Origin of the sequence: Achromobacter spanius (assembly GCF_002812705.1) — a bacterium.
In the GTDB taxonomy this organism is placed as follows: Bacteria; Pseudomonadota; Gammaproteobacteria; order Burkholderiales; family Burkholderiaceae_B; genus Achromobacter; species Achromobacter spanius.
In genome coordinates this window covers 1,598,587-1,622,078 of sequence record NZ_CP025030.1, presented here as the reverse complement: position 1 = coordinate 1,622,078, position 23,492 = coordinate 1,598,587, and the positions used below count along the sequence as shown (strand labels likewise).

The window sequence follows — 23,492 nt, the reverse complement described above, 5'->3', positions numbered from 1 at the left end:
ACGCGGGAGACGCGCATGTTGTTGATGTCCGCCATCGTCAGCGGCCTGGGTCTGGGAAGCATGTACGGGCTGATGGCCCTGGGCTTTTACCTGACCTACGCCGTGTCGGGAACGGTGAATTTCGCCCAGGGCAGTTCCATGATGCTGGGCGCCGTACTGACCTACACGTTCGTCCAGACCTTGGGCTGGCCGCTGGCGCCCGCGCTGTTGGTGGCGCTGGCGCTCTGCGCCCTGTATGGGCTGGTGGTCGAGCGGCTGGCCGTGCGGCCGTTTGCCAGCCGGGGCTCCAACGCCTGGCTGATGTCGACGGTGGCGCTGGGCATCGTGCTGGACAACGTGGTGATGTTCACCTTCGGCAAGGAACCGCGCAGCCTGCCTTCGCCTTTGGCCCAAGCCCCGCTTGAAATCGGCGGCCTGGGGCTCGGCGTCTACCCGCTGCAACTGCTGATTCCGCTGGTCGGACTGACGCTGGCCGCCGCGCTGCACACCCTGTCGCGCCGCACGCGCTGGGGCGTGGCGCTGCTGGCCGTGGTGCAGAACCCGAACGCCGCGCGGCTCATGGGCATCCCCGTGCGCCGCGCCATCATGGCCGCCTTCGCCGTGTCCACGCTGTTTGCGGGCGTGGCCGGCGCGCTGGTGGCGCCGCTGTTCAACGTGCAGGCGGACATGGGCACGCTGTTCGGCTTGAAGGCCTATGTGGTGGCCATCCTGGGCGGCATCACCAGCGCCTGGGGCGTGATGATCGCGGGCCTGCTGTTTGGGGTGGTCGAAGCGCTGATCACCGTGAACCTGGGCTCTGGGTACACCCACATCATCAGCTTCACGCTGGTGATCGTCATGTTGGCCGTGCGTCCGAATGGACTGTTCGGCCGCGCCGATGTCAGGAAGGTCTGATGAATAAGCGACTTGCATCGCGCCGGCTGTGGCTGGCGCTCTACGCGCTGCTGGCCGTGGCCGCCCTGGTTCTGGCGGCTACCGTCAACGGCTATTACGTCTTCGTGCTGGGCAACGTGGCGCTGTTGGCGTTGGCCGGCATCGGCCTTAACGTGCTGCTGGGGTTGACCGGGCAGATGTCATTCGGCCACGCGGGCTTCTACGCCATCGGCGCCTACACCGTGGCCATCCTGACCGGCCAGGCGGGCTGGAGCTTCTGGCTGGCGTGGCCCATGGCCGCATTGGTGGCGGGCGCCTTCGGCCTGCTGCTGGCCCTGCCCGCGCTGCGCGTGAAGGGTCCGTACCTGGCGATGATCACCATCGCCTTTGGCTTCATCGTGGAGCACGCGCTGATCGAAGGCGGCGACATCACCGGCGGGCAGAACGGCCTGATGGGCATCGCGCAGCCCTCGCTGGGCAGCATCGGCGGCGACCGGGGCGTAGCAATGCTGGCGATCGTGGCCGTGTTCGTGGCGCTGGCGGCATATGCGCTGCTGTCGCGCGGCACCTGGGGCGCCGCCATGCGCGCGGTGAAAGACAGCGAGACCGCCAGCGAATCCATCGGCATCAATCCCTTGATGGTCAAGACGGTGGCGTTCATGGTGTCGGCGGCGGTGGTGGGCCTGGCGGGCGGGCTCTACGCGCCGCAGACCGGCATGATCACGCCGCACAACTTCAATTTCATGCAGTCGATCCTGTTCGTGCTGGCGGTGACGCTGGGCGGCGCGGGATCCCTGGCCGGGCCCTTGCTGGGCGCGGTGGTGGTGGGCCTGCTGCCCGAACTGCTGTCCAGCCTGGAGGAATACCGCCTGCTGTTCTTCGGCGTGTTCCTGCTCGTGGTGCTGTGGGCGGCGCCGGACGGCGTGGCCGGCTTGCTGTCGCGCTGGCGTCGCAACGCGGCGGGCCAGGCGCTTGCACCGCGCCATGGCGGCGGCATGTCGATGGGCGGACGCGCCGGGCGCGTACTGCGCGCCGATGCGCTGACCATGACGTTTGGCGGCGTGCGAGCCGTGCAGTCCGTGTCGTTCAACGTGCCGCCCGCCGCCGTCACGGCGTTGATCGGCCCCAATGGCGCGGGCAAGTCCACCGTCATCAACATGCTTAGCGGCTACTACCAACCCACCAGCGGCGCGGTGTCGCTGGGTGACACGCCGCTGGCCGCCCTGCCCGCCTACCGCGTGGCGCGCAGCGGCATTGCCCGCACCTATCAGACCTCGCAGTTGTTCGACACCTTGACCGTGGAAGACAACGTGGCGCTGGGCATGGTGCGCGGCCGCCTGGGCGGGTTGCTGGGATCGCGCCGCTATCTGGCGCCGGACGTACGCGAACGCGCGCGTGCGCTGCTGGCCTTCTGCGGCTATGAAGGCGCGCTGAACGTGCCCGCCGCCGACCTGCCGCACGTAGACCGACGGCTGGTGGAAATTGCGCGGGCCTTGGCCACGGGCGCCGACATTCTGCTGATGGACGAACCGGCAGCCGGCCTGTCGCGCGAAGACAAGACGCGCCTGGCCGGCCTGTTGCGGCGCATTGCCGAAGCGGGCGCGGGCGTGCTGCTGGTCGAACACGACATGGCGCTGGTGATGGGCGTGTCCGATCACGTCGTGGCCATCGACGCGGGCCGCGAACTGGCCAAGGGCAACCCGGCCGAAATCCAGCAGTCGCCCGCCGTGCGTCAGGCGTATCTGGGCGACGACAGCGCCCGGCGCGCGCCGGCCGCGCGGCAACGTCCGGAGGGCGCGCCCGTGGCGCCCGAGGTGCTGGGCGTGGGCAACCTGGTCACCGGCTACGGCGCGAACCCCGTGCTGCACGGCATCGACCTGCAAGTGCGCCAGGGCGAGATGGTGGCGCTGCTGGGGGCCAATGGCGCGGGCAAGTCGACCTTGATGCGCACGCTGGCCGGGCTGCATCGGCCCGCGCAAGGCGGCATGCATTTGCAAGGGATGGAACTGAACAACTTGGCCGCAGACCGCATCGTGGCGCGCGGTCTGGTGCTGGTGCCCGAAGGGCGGCAAGTGTTTCCCGGCTTGAGCGTGCTGGACAACATCCGGCTGGGCGCCTTCCTGCATCCCCAGGACCGCGAGGCCCGCGTCGAAGAAATGCTGACGCGCTTTCCGCGCCTGCGCGAACGCCTGCATCAGCGCGCCGGCCTCTTGTCGGGCGGCGAACAGCAGATGCTGGCGATTGCGCGCGGGCTGATGTCCAAGCCGGTGATCTTGTTGCTGGACGAACCGTCGCTGGGCCTGGCGCCCAAGATCATCGACGAGCTGTTCGAAGCGCTGGACCGCCTGCGCGCCGAATCCATGACGATTCTGCTGGTGGATCAAATGGCGGCGCTGGCGCTGTCGTTGGCGGACCGGGCGTATGTGCTGGAGTCCGGGCGCGTGGCGGCGCAAGGGTCGGCGGCGGAAATTGCGCAAGACGGCGCGTTGGCTCGCGCGTATCTGGGCGCATGAAGCGATGCCCCCGCCGGGGCAACAACCGCCGAGCGGTTCCTGGCAACCAAGCCCGCCCCGCGGCCACGGCTGCGGGCGCGGCCGCAACAAGAACGCAGACAAGAACGCGGGCCGGCCGGCCTTGGGCGCTAGGCCGCGTCCGCTTCCAGGCGCGCCCCCGCACGCACAATGCCGCAACGCTTGTGCGCGCGCATCACCACGCCGACTTCGCTGTTGAGTACGCCGTCCAGCTCACCCAGCCTGCGTGTCACCACTTCCCACAGATGCAGGCTGTCGCGGCACAGCACGTGCCAGAACAGTTGCGATGCGCCGCTGGTGCCAAACAGGCAGCGTGTGTGCGGATCCAGCGCCAGATGCGCGGCCAGCGCGTCAACGGCTTGCGGCCGCACCTGCACTGAAATCACCGCTTCCAACGGAAAGCCCACCAAGGCGGGTTCAACTTCCACCCGAAAGCTCAGCGCGCGACGCTCAACCAGATGCTGCAACAAGCGCTGCGCGGTGGGTTCGCTGACGCCGGCGTGTTCGGCCAGTTCGGCCAGGCTGGCGCGCCCGTCACGCATCAGATGCGCCATCATGCGCTGCTCGGGCTCGCTCAACGCAGCGGGCGGCTGCGCGGGTGCGGCCTCGGCGGCGGCCACGGCCGGCTGCGCCTGGATGCGCCACTGGCCCGCGCGCCTGAAGGGGCGCAGCACCAGGCGCGCTTCCACGTGTTCCACGCCGTCGATGGACGGCAACACCCGCGTCACCACGTCCGGCATGTCGGCGGCGTCGGCCAGGGTCAGTTCGGCCATCAGGTCGGCCGTGCCGGCCAGCGTCACCACCAGTTGGCTGATGTCCAGCCGCGCCAGTTGCTCCGCCACGTCCGGCACCCGGCCCGATCGACAGCGCACCCAGGCATGCAGCACCACGCCCTGCCCCATGGCCAGCGGATCGGGTTCGGCAATGACGCGCAGCGCATCGGCTTCCATCAGGCGGCGGATGCGGCGCGCCACGGTGCGCTCGGCGATGCCGGTGGCCGCGCCCAGCTCGCGCCAGGACGCGCGGGGGTCTGCCTGCAACGCGATCAGGCAGGCCAGGTCGGTGTCATCCAGCACTGGCATTAAGGGCTTACCCTTACTTGACGTGACTATATTCATTAATCTAACGTTCGCGCATTGATAAAAACACAAATTTAAACTGTTTTTTTGACCAAAAATAAACTCTTACCTGAGGACGACATGAGCAGCCCATCCGCGACCTTGCGCAGCAAGCAAGGGGCAAGCGCCGCGCCCGCCAGCGCGGCGCCCGTATCCCGCGCCCGCACCATTCTGGCCGGTAGTGTAGGCAATGCGGTCGAGTGGTTCGATTGGACCATCTACGCCTCGTTCGCCATCTTCTTTTCCAGCCAGTTCTTTCCGGAAGGCAATGAAACAACGGCGCTGCTCGCCACCTTCGGCATCTTCGCCGTGGGCTTCTTCATGCGCCCCGTGGGTGGCTGGGTGCTGGGCATCTTTTCCGACCGCTACGGCCGCAAAGCCGCGCTGGGTCTGACGATTCTGATGATGGCGGGCGGTTCCCTCATCATCGCCATCACCCCCACTTACGCCACCATCGGCTTGGCGGCTCCGTTGCTGCTGACCGCCGCGCGCCTCTTGCAAGGGTTGTCGCTAGGCGGAGAGTATGCCTCGGCCACGACCTTTCTGGCTGAAATGGCGCCGCCGGAAAAGCGCGGTTTCTATTCCAGCTTTGTGTTCTTCAGCGCCGCCGTGGGCATCCTGGCCGCGTCCGCCGTGGGTTGGATCCTGACGTCCACCCTGACCAAGGCCGACATGGCCTCTTGGGGCTGGCGCATTCCGTTCCTGCTGGGCGCGTTCGGCGGCTTGGCGGGCATGTGGATCCGCCGCTCGATTCCCGAAACCGAAGCGTTTTCCCACGCCAAGCAAGCCGGCATCGAAAAGCAGCCGCTGCGCACGCTGCTGCGCGACCACCCGCGTGAAGTGCTGCGCATCGTGGGCTTTTCGGTGTTGACGACGTTTGCGTTCTACATCTTCGTGGCCTACGTGCCCACCTACGCCATCCGCCAGGTGGGCGCCGACCCCAAGACCGCGTTCGCGGCCAACACCGTGGCCTTGATTGTCTTCATGCTGGTGCAGCCGCTGTTCGGCATGCTGTCCGACCGCATCGGCCGCAAGCCGCAATTGATTTTCTTCGCGGCCGGCTACCTGGTGTTCTTCTACCCGCTCATGACCACGCTGGGCCCGTCGTTCGGGTCGATCCTGGCCGTGGAACTGTTCGGCCTGGTGCTGTACGCCATGTACACGGCCATTGCCCCGGCCATCATGTCGGAACAATTTCCCACCAGCGTGCGCGCCGTCGGCATCGGCACACCGTATAACCTGGTTGTGGCGCTGCTGGGCGGCACCACGCCCTACCTGCTGACCTGGCTGCAAAGCAAAGGCATGGAACGCTGGTTCTTCTACTACGTGCTGGCCGGCGCCGTGATCACGTTGATCACCTTCATCCGCATGCCCGAAACGCGCGGGCAGACGCTGAAGTAATTGCTGAAAGCAGCATTGAAGTCGCTGCTGAAGTCGCTGCTGAACGCATCATTGAAGGCGCTGCCGAAGTCGCCGCTGAAAGCCATCTCTGAGATCGCTCCAGCGCGCCCCGTATAAACGCTTTCCGGACCCCTCAGGGCCGGAAGGCTTTTCCTTTTCTTGAAGAGAGCCATGCCAGCACAACACCCCACCGACCTGCATTTTCGAGACGCCCGCGAACTGGCTCGCGCCATCCGTGACCGTGAACTGAGCTCGCGCCAGGTCACCGCCCACTTCCTGGACCGCATCGAACGCGCCGCGCCACTGGCTGCCTTCAGCGAAGTCACGGCCGAACGCGCGTTGGCCCAGGCCGACGCGGCGGACCGGTTGCAGGACGCGGGCATGCTGCTGGGTCCCTTGCACGGCGTGCCGGTGGCGGTGAAAGACAGCATCCAGTGGCAGGGCACGCCCACCACCGGCGGCTCGCAGGCGCGGCGTGGCGTGATCAGCACGGAAACCTCGGCGGCGGTGCGCGCGCTGGCGGCGGCGGGCATGGTGATTCTGGGCAAGACGCGCATGACGGAATTCGCGTTTGGGCTGTCGGGCCAGAACCCTACCCAAGGCACGGCGCGCAACCCGTGGGACGCCAAGGTCGCACGCGCGCCCGGCGGATCGTCCAGCGGCGCGGGCGTGGCGGTGGCGGCCGGCCTGACGCCCATCGCACTGGGCGGCGACACCGGCGGTTCGGTACGCGCGCCCGCCGCGCTTAATGGCGTGGTGGGCTACAAGCCATCGTCGGGCCTGATCAGCCGCGCCGGCTGCCTGCCACTGTCGGACACGCTGGATGTGCTGGGGCCCATCGCCCGCAGCGTGGCGGACGCCCGGCTGCTGGCGCAAGTGCTGGCCGGACCCGATGTGGACGACGCCGCCACCTTGGCGCTGCACGCCTCCTGCGTCACCGCGCTGCGCCATCCCGTGGCGCGCCGAGTCGCCGCTAACGCTCTCGCCTTCTCGGCCACCGCTACCGCCCCCACCTCCGCCGGTGCTGTTACGCCCCCTACTGCCTCCTCCTCTGCCTCCTCCTCCTCCGCCTTCCTCGCCTCCTCCGCCGCCTCCGGTGACGTTGCCCTCCCTGCTGCCGCCTCCTCCTCCGCCTTAAACGTTCCCATCTCTGTCACCATATTGCCGCCACAAGCCTGGCCCGCGCCGCTGTCCGACGCCGCCCTGCAGGTCTGGCATCAAGCACAAGAGCGCCTTGCACAAGCCGGCCTGAGGCCCACCGCCTGGCATCCGCCCGCCTCCTTGTCGTTCGCCCGCATGGCGGACGACAACTCGTTGGTGCTGGCGTACGAGGCCTATCGCTATTTCGGCGCGCTGGCCGAAAACCCCGCCGCGCCCTTGTGGGAAGTGGTGCGCGCGCGCATCGCGGCGGGCGGCCGGATCGCGCAGGCAGACTACGAAGCCGCGCTGAACCGGCGGCAGGCCGACATGGCCGCATTTGCCGGCGCCATGCAAGGGCTGGACGCCCTGCTGATGCCCGCCTGCGACCAGGGTGCGCAGCCGCTGGACGCCGAAGACGTGCGCCACGTAGGCCTTGGCAAGCTGCTGCGCCCCGCCAATTTCCTGGGCGCGGCCGCCATCACCCTACCCGCCGGTTTCGACGCCGAAGGCATGCCGATCGGTGTACAGCTACTGGCCCCCGCGGGCCGCGATGCCCCACTGCTGGACTGCGCGGCAACGCTGGAACGGGTGCTGGCGCCGACGCGACAGACGCCCGATATGTCACCGTGGGACCTGTAGGATGGGTGCAGCGCGCAACGCAGGGGATTAGAAAACCGACAAGGTTCGCGCGAAACCCATCAAGCAACGGTAGAGTCTTATGGACAAGGCCAAGAACCCAAGCGTTCTGAACTGGCGTCGTCGAAAACGCCCAAGGGTTCTTAAGCCGGGCCATCAAATGCGCGATTGTTCTTAACCAGTGCGGCGTCATGCCATCGGCGGTTGATGGGTTGCGCGCGATCGGCGTTGGCGCAGTGGTGGAGAGGTTGGCGCGCTTCACCCATCCTACGTGCTTCATGGAGAGGGTCGTCTCCCATAAAAAACGCCCCTGCCATTCTTCATGGCAGGGGCGTTCTTCATGAAGATCCGCTGTTTTACAGCGCCTTCTTCAATTCCTGAACCTTGTCCGTGGCTTCCCACGAGAACTCCGGCTCGGAACGGCCAAAGTGGCCGTAGGCGGCGGTTTTCGCGTAGATCGGGCGCAGCAGATCCAGCATGTTCACGATGCCCTTCGGACGCAGGTCGAAGTGCTCGCGCACCAACTTGGCGATCTGGTCGTCGGGGATGACGCCCGTGCCTTCGGTGTAGACCGTGATGTTGATCGGTTCGGCCACGCCGATGGCGTAGCTGACCTGCACCTGGCACTGGCGCGCCAGGCCGGCGGCCACGATGTTCTTGGCCACGTAGCGGGCCGCGTAAGCAGCCGAACGGTCAACCTTGGACGGATCCTTGCCCGAGAACGCGCCGCCACCGTGCGGGCATGCGCCGCCGTAGGTGTCGACAATGATCTTGCGGCCGGTCAGGCCGCAATCGCCTTGCGGGCCGCCGATGACGAAGCGGCCCGTCGGGTTGACCAGGAACTTCGTTTGCGGCGTGATCAGGCCTTCGGGGAAGCTCGGCTTGATGATGTCTTCGATCACCGCTTCGCGGATGGTCTCTTGCGTGACTTCCGGCGCGTGCTGGGTCGACAGCACCACGGTGTCGACTTCCGCCGGGCGGCCGTCGATGTAGCGGAAGGTCACTTGCGATTTGGCGTCCGGACGCAGCCACGGCAGGCGGCCGTCCTTGCGCAGTTCGCTCTGGCGCTGCACCAGGCGGTGCGCGTACCAGATCGGGGCAGGCATCAGGTCGGGCGTTTCGTCGCAGGCATAGCCGAACATCAGGCCTTGGTCGCCCGCGCCCTGGTTCAGATAGTCTTCCGAGCTGCGATCGACGCCTTGGGCGATGTCGGGCGATTGCTTGTCGTAAGCAACCAGCACCGCGCAGCCCTTGTAGTCGATGCCGTATTCGGTGTTGTCGTAGCCGATGCGGCGGATGGTGTCCCGCGCAACCTGGATGTAGTCCACGTTGGCGGTGGTGGTGATTTCACCAGCCAGCACGACCAGGCCCGTGTTGCACAGCGTTTCGGCTGCAACGCGCGCGTTGGGGTCCTGCGTGAAGATGGCGTCCAGGATCGAATCAGAAATCTGGTCGGCAACCTTGTCGGGATGCCCTTCGGAGACGGATTCGGAAGTGAAGAGAAAATCGTTATTGGCCACAGATGCGTCCTTAGTGTCCGGCCTTGCCGGCGCATAGGTTCACGAGGCGCGTTGCACCCCGGACTGCATGACATACGCTATCTGGGCGCGACGCTTTAGCGGATTTGGCAAAGGCCGCGCAAAGCGCTTTACCCTTGCCGTCGCCCCGCAAGTTGTCGGTTAACTCGGCGACTGGACGGATTTTAAGCGAAAATGCCGTTCTTATGCTCGCGGCGGGGGTATGAACATATTCCCGAACACCGGCATAACCCTGCCCGTCCTTTTCTATTTGCCGCATGCTGCTCGCTCTGTTCCGACTTTTCGCCGCCCTGCCACTACCGGTTGCGCACGCCCTTGGCCGCGCGGCGGGACTGGCCGTGTACGCCTGGCCCGGCAAGTATCGGCGGCGCCTTCAGGCCAATGCCGCGCAGGCCGGCTACCCGGGCGCGGCCTTCGCGCGCCAGGCCGCGGCCGAGACTGGCGCAATGATTCTTGAGAACCCCCGCGTCTGGTTCAAGAACGCGGAAAGCCTGGCCCAGGTCGTGTCGGACGATAACGAGGTGGTCGACGCCGCCCGCGCCGAAGGGCGCGGCATCCTGTTCCTGACCCCGCACCTGGGCTGCTTTGAAATCACCGCCCGCTATCTGGCCCGCCAGATGCCCATGACGGTCATGTTCCGCCCCCCGCGCAAAGACGTGCTGGCCCCCTTGCTGGAGACGGCGCGCAACAGTTCCGCCGTCAACGCCGTCCCGGCCAATATGCAGGGCGTACGCGAATTCGTGCGCGCGCTGCGTCGCGGCGAATCGGTGGGCATGCTGCCCGACCAGGCGCCCAGCGTGGGCGACGGCGTGTGGGTCCCGTTCTTTGGGCGCCTGGCCTACACCATGACGCTGCCCGGCAAGCTGGCCACGCAAACCAACGTCCCCATCATCCTGACCGCGGGCGAACGCCTGCCGCGCGGCAAAGGCTGGCGCATCCACTACGTGCGCGTGCCTGAACCGCTGCCGGCCGAGCCCGAAGCGCAGGCGGCACTCATCAACGCCGCGATGGAAACGCTGATCCGCCGCTGCCCCCAGCAGTACCTCTGGAGCTACAACCGCTACAAAACGCCGCGCGGGGCGCCTCCGGCCCCTGACGCCAACGCCGATGCCGATGCCGATGCCGATGCTGACAGCGTTCGGCAAGCCCGCTGACCGATCCCGCCCGGCCCTTTCCCCAAAACAATGACAAATTCAAAGACGCGCACGCTGGTTTCCCTGTTGAAGTGGTTCGGCCGCATCAAGCCATCAACCCGACTGCGCATCGGCGCCGTGCTGGGCTGGCTGGCGCCACGGCTGGCGAAGTCCCGGGCGCGCATCGTGCGGCGCAATCTTGAACTGTGCTTTCCCGACCAGCCGGAATCCGTGCGCGAGCAATGGGTGGCGGACCACTTCCGGGCCTTGGCGCAATCCATCGTGGACCGGGGCGTGCTCTGGTACGGCACCCCCGAGGCCGTCAAGGACATGGTCACGCAGACCGGCGTCGAACGCATCAACGAACTCACCGCCCAGGGCCGCCCCGTGATTTTGCTGGCGCCCCACTTCATTGCGATGGACGCCGCCGGCACCCGCCTGACCATGGAAGTGCCCAGCGCCGCTTCCATGTACACGCCGCAAAGCGACCCCCACATCGACGCGGTCGTGGCCGCCGGCCGGGCCCGCTTCAACGAGGTGTTTCTGGTCAGCCGCAAGGACGGCGTGCGCGACCTGATCCGTCACCTGCGCGCGCCGCGCCCGGTCTATTACCTGCCCGACATGGACTTCGGCCCCCAGGGGTCCGTGTTCGTGCCCTTTTTCGGCGTGCTGGCCGCCACGCTGCTGGCCACCGCCCAGCTTGCCCAGAAATGGAACGCGGCCGTACTGCCCATCGTGGGCTTCTGGAACCCCGAGACCGGCCGCTATCACATAGACGTCCTGCCTCCGCTTGAGGATTTCCCCGGCGCGGCGTCCCTGGAAGACGCCACCGCCCGCCTGAACCGCGAGCTGGAATCCTGGGTGCGCCGCTGCCCCAGCCAGTACTACTGGGTTCACCGCCGCTTCAAGACCCGCCCGCCCGGCGAAGCCAAGCTCTATTGATTCCACCCTGGCTTCCCGCGCCCGAATAATGGGCGATAATCCAGCGATGAACTGGAACTTCACCAAAATGCATGGCGCGGGCAATGATTTCGTCGTGCTCGACGGGGTCCGCCAGACCATCGAAATGACGCCCGAGCGCGCCCGCGCCCTGGGCGACCGGCACTTCGGCATCGGCGCCGACCAGATCCTCCTAGTTGAACGCGCCACCCGCCCGGACGCTGATTTCCGCTACCGCATTTTCAATTCCGACGGCAGCGAAGTCGAACACTGCGGCAACGGCGCGCGCTGCTTCGTGCGCTTCGTGCACGAACAAGGCCTGTCCGACCGCAACCCGCTGCGCGCCGAAATCGCCACCGGCATTCTCGTGCTGGATGAAGGCGACGACGAACAAGTCACGGTCGACATGGGCAGCACCCGTTTCGAGCCCGAGGCCCTGCCCTTCGACACCACCGGCTTGGCCTCGCAACGCGAAGGCGAAGACACGCTCTGGGAACTGGACATCGACGCGCCCGCCGGCGTGCCCGGCAAAGTGCTGCTGTCCACCGTGGCCATCTCCAATCCGCATGCGGTGCAGGTGGTGGACAACGTCGACACCGCCCCCGTCGCCATCCAAGGCCCGCTGATCGAAACCCATCCGCGCTTTGCGCGCCGCGTCAACGCCGGCTTTATGCAAGTCATGGATCGCCACAACGTCCGCCTGCGCGTCTTCGAACGCGGCGCGGGCGAAACGCTGGCCTGCGGCACGGGCGCCTGCGCCGCTGTGGCGGCCGGCATCCGCCGTGGCTTGCTGGAATCGCCCGTGCGCGTGCAAACCCGTGGCGGCGTGCTTACCGTTGCCTGGAATGGCGACCAACTGCGCATGACCGGCCCCGCCGAATCCGTGTTCACGGGGCAAGTCGACATCGACAAGCTCGTCTTCTCCATGGCGCTGAACCGCTGACCCTATGACTGATACCGCTTTCACCGCCCAAGACATCGCCGCCTTCCTGCAAGACCACCCCCGCTTCTTTGACGAGCACGCCGACGTGTTCGCCACCATGCAGGTGCCGCACCCGCATGGCTCGCGCGCCATTTCGCTGGGCGAACGCCAGATCCTGACGCTGCGCGAGCGCAACCGCGAACTGGAATGGCGCTTGAACGAACTGGTGCGCAACGCCACCGCCAACGAGAGCATCGGCTCGCATCTGGCCAAATGGTGCAGCCGCCTGCTGTCGGAAAACGACGCGCAGCGCGTGCCCGGCGAAATCGCGCTGGGCCTGGCCGAACAGTTCGAACTGAACCACGTGGCGCTGCGCTTGTGGAACCTGTCCGACCTGCCGCCCACGGGCTACGGCGAACCCACTTCGCAAGACGTGCGCACGTTCACCGACAGCCTGAAGACGCCGTACTGCGGCACCGATACCGATTTTGAAGCCGCGGGCTGGCTCGACAGCAAACCCAAGTCGCTGGCATTGGTGCCGCTGCGGCTGGAGGCCGACGGCCCCGCCGTGGGCTTGCTGGTGCTGGGTTCCGACGACCCCGAACGTTTCACGCCCGAAATGGGCACAACGTTTCTGGAATCCATCGGCCAACTGGCGTCGGCGGCATTGCATCGCCTGAATCCCGCGTCGCCGAAGGCCTAGCGCAAACCAGGGCGGGCGGACAATGACCCAGACCACACAAGACGCGCCCCCGCCCGACCCTGCCCCCGGCGCCGAGGCTTTGCCCGACCCGATGCGCGCCTGGTTGCGCCATCTGGAAACCAACCGCCGCTATTCGCCCCACACGCTGGACGCCTACCGTCGCGAGCTGCATTTCCTGAATCAGCTTGCCGACCGGGCCCGGCTGCCGCTGGACAAGATCGCCAACGGCCATATCCGCCAGTTTGTCGCTCGGCTGCATGCCGAAGGCCGAGGCCCACGCAGCCTGGCCCGCACCTTGGCGGCCTGGCGCGGCTTCTACCAATGGTGGGCGCCCGCGATCAACCTTGCCGGCAACCCCGTGGCCGGCGTGCGCGCGCCCAAGGCCCCGCGCGGCCTGCCCAAGGCCTTGTCCGTGGAGCAGACCCAAGCCCTGCTTGACCGGCCCACCGCCAAGGTCGCGAACGAACCCGCCGCGCTACGCGACCAGGCCATGTTCGAACTGCTGTACTCCAGCGGGCTGCGTTTGTCGGAACTGGTGGGCTTGGACCTGCGCTACACGCGCACGGCCGATTACGAATCGCGCGGCTGGTTGAAGCTGGACGAAGCCGAGGTCGAAGTGCTGGGCAAGGGCGGCAAGCGCCGTGCCGTGCCGGTGGGCCAGGCCGCCGTTGCCGCCTTGCAGAAATGGATAGCCGCGCGCCCGCAATTGGCGCCGCCCGCGCCACAACCGGAGGACGCCGCCGCGTTATTCCTGGGCGCACGCGGCAAGCGCATCTCGCCGCGCATCGTGCAATTGCAATTGGCGCAGGTTGCCCAAGCAGCGGGCTTGCCCACGCATGTGCATCCGCACGTGCTGCGCCACAGCTTCGCCAGCCATGTGTTGCAGTCGGCGCAGGACTTGCGCGCCGTTCAGGAAATGCTGGGCCACGCCAATATCTCGACCACCCAGGTCTATACCCGGCTGGATTTTCAGCATCTGGCCAAAGCCTACGACCAGGCGCATCCCCGCGCGGGGCGCAAGTCCTGAAGCGGGGGTAGGTAGCGGGAGCCACTTGCCTGGCTTGGCTTGAGCAGGCTTGGCTTTTTTACCTGGCTCGGGCAGGTTCAGGCAGCCTGGCCGCCTCCGGCCACCATGCCGCCCAGCAGCATGACGCCCAGCAACAGCACCGCCACCGCCGCCAGCGCTTCCACCCCGTAGCGCACGCGCGCCGCGCCCGTGCTCGACAAACGTTGGCCAATGCGCGTGGCCGCGCCGCCAGCGGCCACGGCCAGGCACGCCAGCGCCGCCACCGTCAAACCCGTGCCCAGCCCCATCGCCAGCGCCGACGCCACGCCGGCCAGGAAGAAACCCTGCGACAAGGCAAACACCAGCACAATCAGCGCACCGCTGCACGGACGCAGCCCCACCGCCAGAATGGCCGACGCGGCGCGCCGCCAGTTCAACTGGCCGGCAACCTGATCAGGCGCCGGCACATGCGCATGGCCGCATCCGCAATCATCGTCGTGGTGATGGTGGTGGTGATGCGTATCGGCATCGGCATGCGGCACCGGCGCATGCACGGCGATGGCGCGCAGCGCAGCCGCGCCCTTCAATGCTGAAGCAGGCGTCGGAGCGGTTGGGACATGGGACACGTTGGGGACAGTGGACGCATCAGGGGCCATGGGCGCATTCGCCACCGCCGCCGCGACCGGCTCACGCCGACGCCGCAGCAATGGCCTGACCGCCTTGATCCACACCAGCCACGCGCCCAGCAACGTCACCAGCCCATACGACGCCAGTTCCAGCCAACGCGTCGCCTGGTTCATCGTGGCGGCGGTTGCGTTGAACACCAGCGCCAGCACCGCCACCATCAGAATCGCCACCAGCGCCTGGATCAGCGCGGACGCCAGCGCCAGCAGCGCGCCGTTGCGTGCCGTCTGCCGATTGGCCACCACATAGGAAGAGATCACCGCCTTGCCGTGCCCGGGACCCAGGGCGTGAAACACGCCATAGGCGAACGACAGGCCGATCAAGGTCCAGGCCGCGCCACCGTCGGCCTGCCAGGCGCGCACCGCGCCCGTCAATTGGCGGTAGAAATGGCTTTGCCAGACGGCCACTTGCCCGAAGAAACTGGCCAGCCAGCCCGGCCCGCCCATGCCCGTGCCGCTTTCCGGCACGCCGAAAGGATGCACGCCCTGCGCCGTGGCCACACCCATGCCGCCCAGCAGCAGCGACAGCAGCAGTAGCACCGCCGCCGCCCGCCAGCCAAGGCGCCAGGAAGCCAGCGTTACCGGCATCGCACCTCGATGCGGTGCGTCAGCCCCTTGGTGATGGCGAACAGTTCGTCCGGCAATGCATCCGGGTCGGCCGGGATCGCGGCCAGTTGCTGCATGGTCTTCCAATCCAATTCCTTGGGCTTGCGGTAGGCCGACGTACAAGTCGCGGCATCCGGGCCGCCCAGCGACACCGCGCCTTTCTCGTCAAAAGCGTACGCAACAAAATAAGTAGGGTCGTAAATATCCACCTGCGCGCCGTCGGCGCCCACCGGCATGGGTGTGGCCAACGGCAAGGTGAACGACAGCGTCAGGCGCGTGGTCTTGGGGTTCCAGTCGACCTTGGCATCGCGCGGCGCGCCGAACGTGGCGGTCTTGCCACCCACGGTGACCCGGGTGAAATAGTGCGAAATCGGTTCGCCCAGCGCCTTCATCCAGTCATCCGCCATGCCCTTCAAGGTGGCGGCGGGCAAGGAACCGCCCTTGCCTTTCGGCAGGCCCTGCGTGGCGTAGGCGCCGAACATTTCATCGAACAACCAGACCTGGCGAACCGCCGTGATGCGGTGCTGCGCGTCGACATCGATGACCGCGCGGGCGTCGATCCACATATGCGGGTGCGCGCTGGCGGACCCTGCCGCCAGCAGTGCCGTCGCGGCGGTCAGGGCTGCAAGGCCGCGGCGAGCTGACGTACGTTCCATTCAAACATTTCCAGATAGGTAGCGCCGGGCTGTCCGGGCTTGGACAGCGCATCGGAATAAAGCGTACCACCCACCTTGGCGCCGGTCTCGCGCGCAATCTGCTGAACCAGCTTGGGGCTGGAAATGTTCTCGACGAAAACCGCCGGCACCTTGTCGCGCTTGACCTGTTCGATGATGCGGGCGATTTCACCGGCCGACGGCTCGGCGTCCGTGGATACGCCCATCGCGGGGATGAACGACACACCGTAGGCATCGCCGAAATAGCCAAAGGCATCGTGCGAGGTCACCACCTTGCGGCGCGCCTCCGGAATGGCGGCGAACGTCTTCTTGGCAGCAGCGTCCACGGCTTCCAGGCGCGCGATATAGGCGCCCGCGCGCTGGCGATAGGCGTCGGCGTGCGCCGGATCGGCGGCGGCCAGGCCCTCGGCCACATTGCGCGCATAGATCACGCCATTGGCCAGGTTCTGCCAGGCGTGGGGATCCGAGTCGCCATGATGATGGTGATCACCTTCCTTGTGGTCGTGGTCATGATCATGGTCGTGATCGTGGTCATGCTCGTCATGCTTGCCATCGCTACCCGCTTCCGCAAACTTGCGCGGCGTCACGCCTTTGCTGGCCACCACCGTCTGGCCGGCAAAGCCGGACGCCTTCGTCAGCTTGGGCAGCCAGGTCTCGAAATCCAGGCCGTTCACGAACAACACTTTCGCGGCGGACAACTTCTTGGCGTCGCCCGGCGTGGGTTCGTATTCGTGCGCGTCGCCATCCGGCCCCACCAGCGTCGTCAGGCTGACGTCATCGCCCCCCACTTCGCGCACGATGTCGCCCAGGATAGAAAAGCTGGCCACTGCCTTTAAGGGCTCGGCGGCATGCGACGCCCCGAACACGGCCGACAGGCACAGCCCAGCCATTGCCAACAAGGCGCGGCGACGCAGCGGCAGAATGGAACGCATAACGAATCTCCTTATGAAGTCAGGCTTGGCGCATGCGGCGCGGCGCCCGCAGCAACCCGCCTTGCGGGCCGCCGACGATGGAAAACAGGTAACAGGCGCCCGCCGCCAGAATGATCGACGGCGACGCGGGCACGTTGAAGTGGTAGGACACCAGCAAGCCGCTGATCGAGGCCAGCACACCGAATCCGGCTGCCAGCGGAATCTGCCGCGCAGCCGACCGTACCCAGAAGCGCGCGGCGGCGGCGGGCAGCATCATGATCCCGACGACCATCAAGGTGCCCAGCACCTGAAAGCCCGCCACCAGGTTGACCACCACCAGCACCAGGAACCCCATGTGGACCCAGCCGCCCCCGCCGCCGCTGGCCCGCAGGAAACCCGGGTCCAGGCATTCGGCGACCAGCAGGCGGTAGATGGCGGCCAGCACCAGCAAGGTCACGCTGGCCGTGATGGTCACCAGCAGCAGCGCCGCGTCGTCCAGGCCCAGCACCGTGCCGAACAGCACATGCAGCAAATCCATGTTCGAGCCGCGCAAGGACACAAGCAACACGCCCAGCCCCAGCGATATCAAATAGAAAGCGGCGAAGCTGGCGTCTTCACGCAGCGGCGTCAACCGCGCCACCACCCCGGCCAGCAAGGCGACCGCCAAGCCGGTGGCGATGCCGCCCAGCATCATGGCGCCCAACGACAGCCCGGACAGCAGGAACCCCGCCGCCACCCCCGGCAAGATGGCGTGCGACATGGCGTCGCCCATCAAGCTCATGCGCCGCAACACCAGGAATACACCCAGCGGCGCCGCGCCCAGCGACAAGGCGCAAGCGCCCGCCAGCGCGCGCCGCATGAAGCCATAGTCCAGAAATGGCGAAACCACCCATTGCGCCAGCGTCATGCGTAGGCCCTCGCATGCCATTGCCGCGCCACCTTCAGATGCGCGTCGCTCAAGGCGCTGGCGGTATCGCCCCACGCCACGACAGAGCCCGACAACAGCAGGCATTCGGGAAAGTGGTCGCGCACCAGATCCAGGTCATGCAGCACGGCGATCACCGTGCGGCCCTGGCCGTGCAGCCCGCACAGCAAGGCCATCAGGTCGTCGGCGGTATGGGCGTCGACCGCGGCAAAGGGCTCGTCCAGCAGCAGCACCGGCGCGTCCTGCACCAGCATCCGCGCAAACAGCGTGCGCTGCATCTGCCCGCCCGACAAGGTGTCCACCCCGCGCCCGGCGGCATCCGCCAGGCCCACCGTTTCCAGCGCATGCATGCAGCGTTCAAGTTCATCTTGGCGAAAACGGCGCCACGCGCCGACCCGCCGCCAGGCGCCCATAGCCACCAGGTCCAGCACCGTGACCGGGAACGATCGGTCCAATTCGGCCGCCTGCGGAAGCCAGGCCAGTTCGGAACGCCCCCCGCCGCTGATGCGCACGCTGCCCGCCATGGGGCGCAGCACGCCCATGATGCCTTTGATCAAGGTCGACTTGCCCGCCCCATTCGGCCCCACCACGGCCGTCATGCCGCCGGCCGCAAAACAGCCCGACACGGATTTCAACGCAGGGTGGCCATGCCAGCCAAAGGACGCGTCGGCCAACTCGATGGTGACGGGTGCCTTGCTCATCGCGGCCACCAGTCCAGCGCCCACCCCGTCAGCGCCCACAGCAGGGCGGCCGCCACCACGGCGACGGCCATGCGGCGCCAGGCGGAAACCAGAAAGGCAGAGCGGGGAATCTTGCCTTGCCGAAGCGCGGCGCCGGGCCGCGGGGGCAAAAGCGTGAAGTGAGACATGGAAAGCGGGCTGGCTAAAGGCTAAAGACCTAAGGGCGGACAGGGAAAAGAAGCACGCACCGGCCAGCGAAACCACAGCTGACTCGAAATGCGGAGACCGCCTGAACTTGGCGCGGCTTATTTTTACAATGTTATATCATAACCAAACTGACTTGAATCTGGCCGGGGGTGCCCGCATATCTGAGTTTTCTGCTACTTTCCTGGCATCTCGCGCGCGTCGCGCGCGTCTTTCATTCAGATAAAGTCCACCATGCCCGCTCCGCCCCGTTCCCCCCGCAGCGACACCGTCGGCGCCCAGCTCAGCGTCGCCGAGACGCTGTGCGAACAGCGCGGCCGCCGCCTTACCCCCATCCGCCGCAAGGTGCTGGAACTGCTGCTGCGCCATGGGCGCAGCCTGAAGGCGTATGAATTGCTGGACGCCATGCGCGAAGTGCATCCCGGCGCGGCGCCCCCCACCGTGTACCGCGCGCTGGACTTCCTGATGGACGAAGGCCTGATCCACCGCCTGGACGCCGTCAACGCCTGGAGCGCCTGCCATGACGCCGGCGGCGCCCCGCATGATTTATTGGTGGTCTGCACCGGCTGCGGCGCGGTGGCCGAAGTGTCCGACCCCGCCATGAGCCGCCAATTGGCCGAACGGGTCGCCCAAACGGGCTACGCCCTGGCCACGCACGAGACCGAGATCCGCGCGCTCTGTCCCCAATGCCAGAAAAAGCAGCCCGCCGACGCTGCGCATCACCACCACCATCACTGAAGCGGCATGTGGCTGGGCGCCTGTCATTCCTGGCGGGAACCGGCCTCACTTGAAATCCGCAAAACCGCCCCAAAATAGTGATATCGCCGGATACTTGCCGGCCTACAGACGCGATCCGGACGGCTTCGGCCCCTGGGTTGATCCGGGGTTTGCCCCCTGCCCCCGACTGTGCTGTAATCCTGCGTCCGGCCGCTGTTGGCGGCCCACGCAGCCTGTGGCAAACATCATCCCGCACGGGGCAAAACACCCTGTTAGGGCCTATGTTGAATGCCTGGGCTTCAGCTTTGACTTCACAGTCTTGACTTCACGCTAGCAGCTTCGCCATGAACACCCCGCGCAGTTTGGACAAAATGGTTCCCGTCACCATCCTCACCGGCTTTCTCGGTGCGGGCAAGACCACCCTGCTCAAACGCATCCTGACCGAATTCCACGGCCGCCGCGTTGCGGTCATCGAAAACGAGTTCGGACCGGAAAGCATCGACAACGACCTGCTCGTGCAAGACAGCGATGAAGAAATCATCGAACTGTCCAACGGTTGCGTCTGCTGCACGGTGCGTGGCGACCTGATGCGTACCCTGTCCGAGCTGCGCGTCAAGCGCGAAGCCGGCGAACTGACTTTCGAGCGCGTCATCCTGGAAACCACGGGCATGGCCAACCCCGGCCCCGTCTGCCAGACGTTCTTCATGGATGACGACATCGCCGAGTACTACCGCCTGGACGCGGTGGTAACCGTGGTCGATGCCAAGCACGGCATGTCCACGCTGGACGAACAACCCGAAGCCCAGAAGCAAGTCGGTTTCGCCGACCGCATCCTGATCTCCAAGCGCGACCTGGTCAACGAAGTCGACTACGAAGCGCTGCGCCACCGCCTGGTTCACATGAACCCGCGCGCGCCGATCACGCCGGTCAATTTTGGCGAAGTCGACCTGAAGTCCATCATCGACATCAGCGGCTTCAACCTGAATTCCATTCTGGACATCGACCCGGAGTTCCTGGCCGATGAGCATCCCGACGCCGCCCACAGCCACGCCCACGACCATGGGCACGATCATGGCCACGACCATGATCATGATCATGATCATGACCACGACGGCGATTGCGGGGCGCATTGCGACCACGCGCACCATCACCACCCCAAGCACGACGACGAAATCGGTGCGTTCGTGTTCCGTTCCAACAAGCCGTTCGATCCCGCGCGCCTTGAGGAATTCCTGGGTGGCGTGGTGCAGGTCTATGGCCCCGACCTGATGCGCTACAAGGGCATCCTGTACATGAAGGGCATCAACCGCCGCATGTTGTTCCAGGGTGTGCACATGATGATGGGCGCCGAACCCGGCAAGCCGTGGACCGCGGCTGAAAAACCGTCCACCAAGATGGTATTCATTGGTCGTAAGCTGCCCCAGGAGATTTTCACCCGGGGCTTGGAGCAGTGCCTGGCGGGGTAATCCCCCTTCCCGACGTGACGCGATGCGACGAAGGCAGTACTGTGAGGTACGAGTAACGTAGTCAGCAAGCAGCACGAACCGGGAAAGGACGCCCGCGCCAGGATCGATTCATAGTGGAGTGTTTTCATGGCTACCAAGGCAGCAACTAAAAAATCAAGCAAGTCGACGAGCGATACGGCGATTGATCTGCCCAGCGAGAAGGAATTGCTGGCCATGCCCGAGTCCGACTATATGAATGAACGCCAACTGGCTTTCTTCAAGGAACGGCTCAAACAACTCGAACAGGACATCCTGGCCAACGCCGGCGAGACCACTGAGCACCTGCGCGAAACGCAGTTTGTGCCCGACCCCGCCGACCGCGCCACCATCGAGGAAGAACACGCACTTGAGCTGCGCACCCGCGACCGCGAGCGCAAGCTGCTGAAGAAGGTGCAACAGTCCATCGCCCGCATCGACAGCGGCGAATACGGCTGGTGTGAAGAAACCGGCGAACCGATTGGCGTACCCCGCCTGTTGGCCCGTCCCACGGCCACCCTGTCGCTGGAAGCGCAGGAGCGCCGTGAAATGCGCCAAAAGCTGTACGGCGACTGATCCGTCCCGTTTTCGCGCCCTGCCCTGAAAGGCTATGCTGGTTTCCAGCATGGCCTTTTTTATTGACCGCCGCGCGCCCCGCTTGATTTCCTTCGAACCGCCCCCAGCTAATCCCTTCAAAGGAAGGAACGCATGGAACAATTTCACGCCACCACCATCGTGTGTGTGCGCCGCGGCAACCGCGTCGCGCTCGGCGGCGATGGCCAGGTCACCCTGGGCAACATCGTCGTCAAGGGCACGGCCCGCAAGATCCGCCGCCTGTACCACGACAAGATCCTCGCTGGCTTTGCCGGCGCCACCGCCGACGCATTCACCTTGCAGGAACGCTTCGAGGCCAAGCTGGAAAAGCACCAGGGCAACCTGATGCGCGCCGCCGTCGAACTCACCCGCGACTGGCGCACCGACCGCGTCCTGCGCCGTCTAGAAGCCATGCTGATCGTGGCCGACACCGAGCACACGCTGGTCCTGACCGGCAACGGCGACGTGCTTGAACCCGAACACGGCCTGGCCGCCATCGGCTCGGGCGGCGCCTACGCGCAATCGGCCGCGCTGGCCTTGCTGCGCAACACCGAGCTGTCGCCCGAAGCCGTCGTCAAGCAATCGCTGGAAATCGCCGGCGACCTCTGCATCTACACCAACCAGAACCACGTCATCGAAACGCTGGGTGACTGACACCCGCAACGCGGCGCACGGGCAACCTCCCTGCGCCGTGGCTGCTTCCCCAGCCCGCCGCTCTCGCTTCAAGGATTCGCCCTCATGTCCGCATCCAACATGACGCCCGGAGAGATCGTCTCCGAACTCGACAAATACATCGTCGGCCAGAACCGTGCCAAGCGCGCGGTAGCGGTCGCCCTGCGCAACCGCTGGCGTCGCCAGCAGGTCGCCGAGCCCCTGCGCCAGGAAATCCACCCCAAGAACATCCTGATGATCGGCCCCACCGGCGTGGGCAAGACCGAGATCGCCCGCCGCCTGGCCAAGCTGGCCAACGCGCCCTTCATCAAGATCGAAGCCACCAAGTTCACGGAAGTGGGCTACGTTGGCCGCGACGTCGACACCATCATCCGCGACCTGACCGAATACTCGATCAAGCAAACGCGCGAACTGGAAATGCGCCGCGTGCGCACCCAGGCAGAAGACGCCGCCGAAGACCGCATCCTGGACGCCCTGGTGCCGCCCGCCCGCGGCGCCTCCGGCGAGCCGGAGCGCGGTGAAGACAACAGCGCCCGCCAGACCTTCAGGAAGCGCCTGCGCGAAGGCAAGATCGACGACCTGGAAATCGAGATCGAGGTGTCCCAGGCCGCGCCGCAGATGGACGTCATGACGCCCCCCGGCATGGAAGAAATGGCCGAGCAACTGCGCGGCATGTTCGCCGGCATGGCTCGCGACAAGAAGAAACCCAAGAAAATGAAGGTGCGCGAAGCCTTCAAGCTGATCATCGACGAAGAAGCCGCCAAGCGCGTCAACGAAGAAGACCTGCGCACGGTTGCCATCAATAACGTCGAACAGAACGGCATCGTCTTCCTGGACGAAATCGACAAGATCGCCGCCCGCCAGGAATCCGGCGGCGCCGACGTGTCGCGCCAGGGCGTGCAGCGCGACCTGCTGCCGCTGGTTGAAGGCACCACCGTCAACACGCGCTACGGCATGGTCCGCACCGACCACATCCTGTTCATCGCGTCGGGCGCGTTCCACCTGGCGCGCCCGTCTGACCTGATCCCCGAACTGCAAGGCCGTTTCCCGATCCGCGTCGAACTGGAATCGCTGACCGCCGAAGACTTCGTGCGCATTTTGTCGGACACGGATGCGTCGCTGACCAAGCAATACACCGCGCTGATGGCCACCGAAGACGTGCAGCTGGAATTCACGGACGAAGGCGTGCGCCGCCTGGCTGAGTTGGCCTTCGACGTCAACGAAACCACTGAAAACATCGGTGCGCGCCGCCTGTACACGGTCATGGAAAAGCTGCTGGACGAACTGTCGTTCGACGCCACCTCCAGCCAGGACAAGCACGTGAAGATCGACGCCGCCTACGTCAATTCACAACTGGCCGAAGCCGCCAGCAGCCAGGATCTGGCCCGCTACGTGCTGTAAGCCA

At 66.2% G+C, this 23,492-nt stretch carries 22 protein-coding genes; 14 read left to right on the top strand and 8 right to left on the bottom strand.

The window, feature by feature from the left end; translation table 11 throughout:
* Positions 1-15: 15 nt before the first annotated feature.
* Complete coding sequence (locus CVS48_RS07340; protein ID WP_100853873.1) at positions 16-894, top strand: branched-chain amino acid ABC transporter permease; 879 nt, start codon at positions 16-18, stop codon at positions 892-894.
* Positions 894-3,386 (top strand): branched-chain amino acid ABC transporter ATP-binding protein/permease, encoded by a 2,493-nt coding sequence (locus CVS48_RS07335; RefSeq protein WP_100853872.1) that lies wholly within the window; start codon positions 894-896, stop codon positions 3,384-3,386. Before CVS48_RS07340 ends, CVS48_RS07335 begins: the two co-directional genes overlap by 1 nt.
* Before the next feature lie 128 nt (positions 3,387-3,514).
* Here the strand turns inward: CVS48_RS07335 and CVS48_RS07330 are convergent, their stop codons facing one another.
* On the bottom strand, positions 3,515-4,522 hold the full coding sequence (locus CVS48_RS07330; protein ID WP_100853871.1) for an Lrp/AsnC family transcriptional regulator: 1,008 nt from the start codon (positions 4,520-4,522) through the stop codon (positions 3,515-3,517).
* 81 nt (positions 4,523-4,603) lie between these two features.
* Here CVS48_RS07330 and CVS48_RS07325 point away from each other — a divergent pair, with 81 nt between their 5' ends.
* Both CVS48_RS07325 and CVS48_RS07320 read left to right on the top strand, forming a co-directional pair.
* Entirely contained in the window at positions 4,604-5,923 is a 1,320-nt protein-coding gene (locus CVS48_RS07325; protein ID WP_100853870.1) for an MFS transporter, read from the top strand.
* 171 nt (positions 5,924-6,094) lie between these two features.
* Entirely contained in the window at positions 6,095-7,702 is a 1,608-nt protein-coding gene (locus tag CVS48_RS07320) for an amidase (RefSeq protein ID WP_100853869.1), read from the top strand.
* 353 nt (positions 7,703-8,055) lie between these two features.
* On the opposite strand, the gene metK is transcribed toward CVS48_RS07320, so the two are convergent.
* Entirely contained in the window at positions 8,056-9,219 is a 1,164-nt protein-coding gene (metK, locus tag CVS48_RS07315; RefSeq protein ID WP_046802994.1) for a methionine adenosyltransferase, read from the bottom strand.
* A gap of 275 nt (positions 9,220-9,494) precedes the next feature.
* Between metK and CVS48_RS07310 the strand changes: the two genes are divergently transcribed.
* From CVS48_RS07310 to xerC, 5 genes are read left to right on the top strand one after another with little or no spacing between them, the layout of a single operon-like run.
* On the top strand, positions 9,495-10,391 hold the full coding sequence (locus CVS48_RS07310; protein ID WP_100853868.1) for a lysophospholipid acyltransferase family protein: 897 nt from the start codon (positions 9,495-9,497) through the stop codon (positions 10,389-10,391).
* A 30-nt stretch (positions 10,392-10,421) separates the two neighbouring features.
* On the top strand, positions 10,422-11,312 hold the full coding sequence (locus CVS48_RS07305) for a lysophospholipid acyltransferase family protein (RefSeq protein ID WP_100853867.1): 891 nt from the start codon (positions 10,422-10,424) through the stop codon (positions 11,310-11,312).
* A gap of 28 nt (positions 11,313-11,340) precedes the next feature.
* Positions 11,341-12,252 carry a diaminopimelate epimerase gene (gene dapF / locus CVS48_RS07300; RefSeq protein ID WP_100853866.1) on the top strand — a complete coding sequence of 304 codons (912 nt, stop codon included), beginning with the start codon at positions 11,341-11,343 and terminating at the stop codon, positions 12,250-12,252.
* A 4-nt stretch (positions 12,253-12,256) separates the two neighbouring features.
* Positions 12,257-12,934, top strand: coding sequence for a DUF484 family protein (locus CVS48_RS07295; RefSeq protein ID WP_100853865.1), 678 nt, complete (start codon positions 12,257-12,259; stop codon positions 12,932-12,934).
* A 22-nt stretch (positions 12,935-12,956) separates the two neighbouring features.
* Entirely contained in the window at positions 12,957-13,961 is a 1,005-nt protein-coding gene (xerC, locus tag CVS48_RS07290; RefSeq protein ID WP_100853864.1) for a tyrosine recombinase XerC, read from the top strand.
* Positions 13,962-14,038: 77 nt separating this feature from the next.
* On the opposite strand, the gene CVS48_RS07285 is transcribed toward xerC, so the two are convergent.
* From CVS48_RS07285 to CVS48_RS29350, 6 genes are all read right to left on the bottom strand, one after another.
* A complete protein-coding gene (locus tag CVS48_RS07285; RefSeq protein ID WP_242001403.1) occupies positions 14,039-15,130 on the bottom strand; it encodes a nickel/cobalt transporter in 1,092 nt (363 codons plus the stop codon).
* Positions 15,131-15,201: 71 nt separating this feature from the next.
* Entirely contained in the window at positions 15,202-15,885 is a 684-nt protein-coding gene (locus CVS48_RS07280; protein ID WP_100853862.1) for a DUF1007 family protein, read from the bottom strand.
* Positions 15,846-16,835 (bottom strand): metal ABC transporter substrate-binding protein, encoded by a 990-nt coding sequence (locus CVS48_RS07275; protein WP_100853861.1) that lies wholly within the window; start codon positions 16,833-16,835, stop codon positions 15,846-15,848. Before CVS48_RS07275 ends, CVS48_RS07280 begins: the two co-directional genes overlap by 40 nt.
* A gap of 19 nt (positions 16,836-16,854) precedes the next feature.
* The gene (locus CVS48_RS07270) at positions 16,855-17,721 is read right to left on the bottom strand and encodes a metal ABC transporter permease (RefSeq protein ID WP_100853860.1); all 867 of its coding nucleotides are present in this window, start codon (positions 17,719-17,721) and stop codon (positions 16,855-16,857) included.
* Positions 17,718-18,440, bottom strand: coding sequence for a metal ABC transporter ATP-binding protein (locus CVS48_RS07265; RefSeq protein ID WP_100853859.1), 723 nt, complete (start codon positions 18,438-18,440; stop codon positions 17,718-17,720). The genes CVS48_RS07270 and CVS48_RS07265 overlap by 4 nt, the downstream gene beginning before the upstream one ends.
* Positions 18,437-18,607 carry a hypothetical protein gene (locus CVS48_RS29350; protein WP_167400960.1) on the bottom strand — a complete coding sequence of 57 codons (171 nt, stop codon included), beginning with the start codon at positions 18,605-18,607 and terminating at the stop codon, positions 18,437-18,439. Before CVS48_RS29350 ends, CVS48_RS07265 begins: the two co-directional genes overlap by 4 nt.
* Before the next feature lie 250 nt (positions 18,608-18,857).
* Here CVS48_RS29350 and CVS48_RS07260 point away from each other — a divergent pair, with 250 nt between their 5' ends.
* The 5 genes from CVS48_RS07260 to hslU all read left to right on the top strand — a co-directional run bounded on the left by CVS48_RS07260 (position 18,858) and on the right by hslU (position 23,488).
* The gene (locus tag CVS48_RS07260; protein ID WP_100853858.1) at positions 18,858-19,361 is read left to right on the top strand and encodes a Fur family transcriptional regulator; all 504 of its coding nucleotides are present in this window, start codon (positions 18,858-18,860) and stop codon (positions 19,359-19,361) included.
* 323 nt (positions 19,362-19,684) lie between these two features.
* Positions 19,685-20,806 (top strand): CobW family GTP-binding protein, encoded by a 1,122-nt coding sequence (locus CVS48_RS07255; protein WP_100853857.1) that lies wholly within the window; start codon positions 19,685-19,687, stop codon positions 20,804-20,806.
* A 126-nt stretch (positions 20,807-20,932) separates the two neighbouring features.
* A complete protein-coding gene (gene dksA / locus CVS48_RS07250; protein ID WP_006216410.1) occupies positions 20,933-21,397 on the top strand; it encodes an RNA polymerase-binding protein DksA in 465 nt (154 codons plus the stop codon).
* Positions 21,398-21,529: 132 nt separating this feature from the next.
* Entirely contained in the window at positions 21,530-22,069 is a 540-nt protein-coding gene (hslV, locus tag CVS48_RS07245) for an ATP-dependent protease subunit HslV (protein WP_006216412.1), read from the top strand.
* 84 nt (positions 22,070-22,153) lie between these two features.
* Positions 22,154-23,488: an ATP-dependent protease ATPase subunit HslU gene (gene hslU, locus CVS48_RS07240; RefSeq protein WP_100853856.1), complete on the top strand. Its 1,335-nt coding sequence runs from the start codon at positions 22,154-22,156 to the stop codon at positions 23,486-23,488.
* Positions 23,489-23,492 lie beyond the last annotated feature (4 nt).